Origin of the sequence: Sphingomonas sp., assembly GCF_036677245.1 — a bacterium.
Taxonomy (GTDB): domain Bacteria; phylum Pseudomonadota; class Alphaproteobacteria; order Sphingomonadales; family Sphingomonadaceae; genus Allosphingosinicella.
The window spans coordinates 1-3,096 of record NZ_JAKFCG010000074.1 but is presented as its reverse complement, the minus strand read 5'-3'; the positions used below and the strand labels follow the sequence as shown (position 1 = coordinate 3,096).

Below are 3,096 nucleotides of genomic sequence, written 5' to 3'. Positions count from 1 at the left end.
CACCGCGGTCTGCAGCGCGAACGGCAGCGCCTGGCCGCCATGTTCCTCGGGAACCCCGATCGTGCCCCAGCCGCCTTCGACATAGTCGCGATAGGCGGCGGCATAGCCGTCGGGCATCTTGACGCCCTCTGGGGTCAGTTTTGCGCCGATCAAATCACCGGTGCGGTTGAGCGGCGCCCACTCGCCCGCGGCGAGCTGGCCGACTCCCTCGAGCAGCGCGTCGACGACGTCGTCGCTGGCGGCGGCGAAGCGTTCGCTGCCGGCGAGCTCTCCGATCCTGACGATGTGGTCGAGGACGAAGCGCTGATCGGTGGTCGGGGCTTTGAAAGGCATGATATCGGGTACCAGCTGGTGGGAATTGTCGGCGGACCATGGCACGGGCCAGCCCGATGTCAATTTTAGGGCCACAACTTGTGCTACCGTCAATCCGGATTTCACCCGAGCCGAGGAAGCGGGTGATTCAGATCAGGAAGGTGAGATTGTCGAACGGCTGGTCGCGCTGCTGCAGCTCGACGACCTTGCCGTGGATCGAATAGCGGCCGTCGCGCAGCTTCAGCTGGTGGCGCGCGACGCCGGACAAGAGGCTCGACTGGTTGCGCCTCAGCAACGTCATGATGAAGCGGCTTTCGACCTCGATCGTCTGATCCGCGCCTACGCATGCCGTGACGTTGCCGACCAGCCGGGTGGTCTGCGTCGGCGGCTGCTGTGCCCAGAAGGTGGGCGCTTTCAGCCGGATCAGCCGCTCCCTCAGCCGCGGCACATTGTCGTAGATCAGCGCGACGCTCTGATCCGCGCCGCCGTCATGTCCCGACGGAACCCAATAAGTCGCGTCCTCGTCGAACAAAGCGACCCAATCGTCGTAGCGCCGCTCGTCGAGCAGCCGCGCTTCCTCGAACAGGAACGCCTCGACCGCGGGCAGGTCGACCGCGTCGTTCATTCGGCCGCCTCCGCCATCGGCCTGGGGCCGCTGCTCGGCTCGGCCATCAATTCAGCCCACCGCCGCCAGATGCCGCGGTGCGCGGTCTCGTCGGCGATGTGCGACTCTCGACCATCGCCGCCGAGCGGCGTCTCCTGCTCCGCGCCGCGATCGTAGCACAGCCACTCCATCGCCGTGGACCTGACCATTCCGTCCCATTGGCGCTGGAACATCTCGATGTCGTCGGGCGCGCCGAAGCTTGCCGGGCCGTAGAAATCCTCATGCGCGCGGATGCGGACCGTGTTGATCTGCGGCGCGACATCCTCGAGCGTTGCCGGATAGGCATAGACTTCGGTGGTGTCGTAGGTCAGCGGGTGGATCACCCGCACCTGATTGTTGATCAGGACGAGGTTGGGATAGACGAGCAGGTTGAAGCCGTCGCCGCCGTTGCAGCGGATCACCTCCTCGGCATAATCGGGCCGGTCCGAAAGGCGGGCGCGGATCTTTTCGTGCCATTCGATCTCCGACTGGGCCTTGGCCGCGCCGAGCATCCCCTTGCGGTCGAACATGCTGAAATCGAGCAAGGCGTGGCCGTTGCCCAGCGCCACGTTCTTGGCCGGAGAATCCGGACCGACGATGAAGCCCATGCCGCGGCCGACCCGGGGCTTGAGCACGTCCTCGAAGAAGCTGTGGTGGACGATCGCCGGATGGTAGCCGTCCATCGAATTCTCGACCTGCTGCTTCCAATTGCCCTTGAACTGATATTTGGTGACTCCGCTCTCGAGGCGGATCTTGCCGGTCGGCGACAGATCGGCGAACAGATCGAGATAGCGCGCGGCGGCGCCGAGATGCTCGACCAGCGTCGGAGTGGCGCGATCGAAGGTGGCGAAGACGAAGCCGCGGTAGCTGTCGACACGCAAGCCGATCAGTCCGAGCGTCTCTTCGCTGAAATCGCTCGCCTGGCGATCGCGCATCGGCACGCTGACCAGCCTGCCGCCGAGCTCGTAGGTCCAGCCGTGATAGGGGCAGACGAGATGACGGGTGCAGCCGCGTGTGTGATCGTCGGCGAGCCGCACGCCGCGGTGGCGGCACGAGTTGACCAGGACATGCAGCGCCCCGGCGGTATCGCGCGTCAGCAGGACCGGCTGGACCCCAAGCGTGGTGGCCTTGAAGCTCCCAGGGGCCTCGATTTCGCTCTCATGGCCGACGTAGACCCAGGTCGACGAGAAGATCCGGCGCTGTTCCTCATCGAACACCTGCGGGTCGACGAACGCACGGCGGTGCACGCGCCGCGGCTGTACGAGCGATGCCAGATCCGCTTGCCGGTCGATGGCCATGGCATTGCCTCACGCTGCGATCGCGCAAGATGCGCGACAGGCGAGGATGACGTGTTGCAATTCGCGCTGTCAACCGTTCGCGGTCGCGCGCCGCCCCGGAGGCGAGTTCCAATCGCCGCGATTTTTCGTGGGCGCCGCTGTCACCGTCCCGCGGCCGGAAGCCGCCGGTCAGTCCGTTGCGCGGCGCAGGGTGAAGCAGAAGGTGGCGCCTCCTGACGGATTGTCCTCGACCCAGATCCGTCCCTGGTGCTCTTCGACGATCGCCCGGCAGATCGACAAGCCGACTCCCATCCCCTTTTGCTTGGTGCTGGCAAGCGACGAGAAGAGCCGCGCCTTGAGCTTTTCGTCTATCCCCGGCCCCGCGTCGCTGACCCGCACCACCACTTCGTCGCCTTCACCCGGCCGGACCGAGACCTCGACCGGAGCGTTGGATCCGGCGGACGCCATCGCCTCGATTGCGTTGCGGATCAGGTTGAGCAGGACCTGCCCGATCTGGACCCGGTCGATCAGCACCCGATCGGCGTCGGCGGCGACGTCGGCAATGATCGCGACATCCTTGCCGAGCGTCGCCGAACTGAGGCTGATTGCCTCGTCGATCACGGCCGACAGGCGCTCGGCTTTCCTGCGCGCGACACCCTGCTCGACCTCCTCGCGCAGACGCCGCACGACATCGGCGGCATGGCGCGCGCTCGTTTCCGCTCCGGAGATCGCGCTCATCAGGGCATCGTCGACCTCGCCGCGCCCAGCCAGCGACCGCCGGATGCCACGCACGAAATTCGATACCGCCGTGAGCGGCTGATTGAGCTCGTGGGCCAAGGTCGAGGTGATTGCCCCCATCGCGCT

The 3,096-nt window shown here is 66.1% G+C and carries 3 protein-coding genes and 1 pseudogene; all 4 read right to left on the bottom strand.

Going from position 1 to position 3,096, the window contains the following annotated elements:
- Positions 1-333: pseudogene (locus V6M48_RS08880) on the bottom strand (acyl-CoA dehydrogenase N-terminal domain-containing protein); the annotation flags it as partial.
- A gap of 127 nt (positions 334-460) precedes the next feature.
- Positions 461-937, bottom strand: a complete 477-nt coding sequence (locus tag V6M48_RS08875; protein WP_332812181.1) for an aromatic-ring-hydroxylating dioxygenase subunit beta — start codon at positions 935-937, stop codon at positions 461-463.
- Complete coding sequence (locus tag V6M48_RS08870) at positions 934-2,253, bottom strand: aromatic ring-hydroxylating oxygenase subunit alpha (RefSeq protein WP_332812180.1); 1,320 nt, start codon at positions 2,251-2,253, stop codon at positions 934-936. Before V6M48_RS08870 ends, V6M48_RS08875 begins: the two co-directional genes overlap by 4 nt.
- Positions 2,254-2,421: 168 nt before the next feature.
- Positions 2,422-3,096 (bottom strand): sensor histidine kinase (locus V6M48_RS08865; protein ID WP_332812179.1); only part of this gene is annotated, 675 nt, incomplete at its 5' end.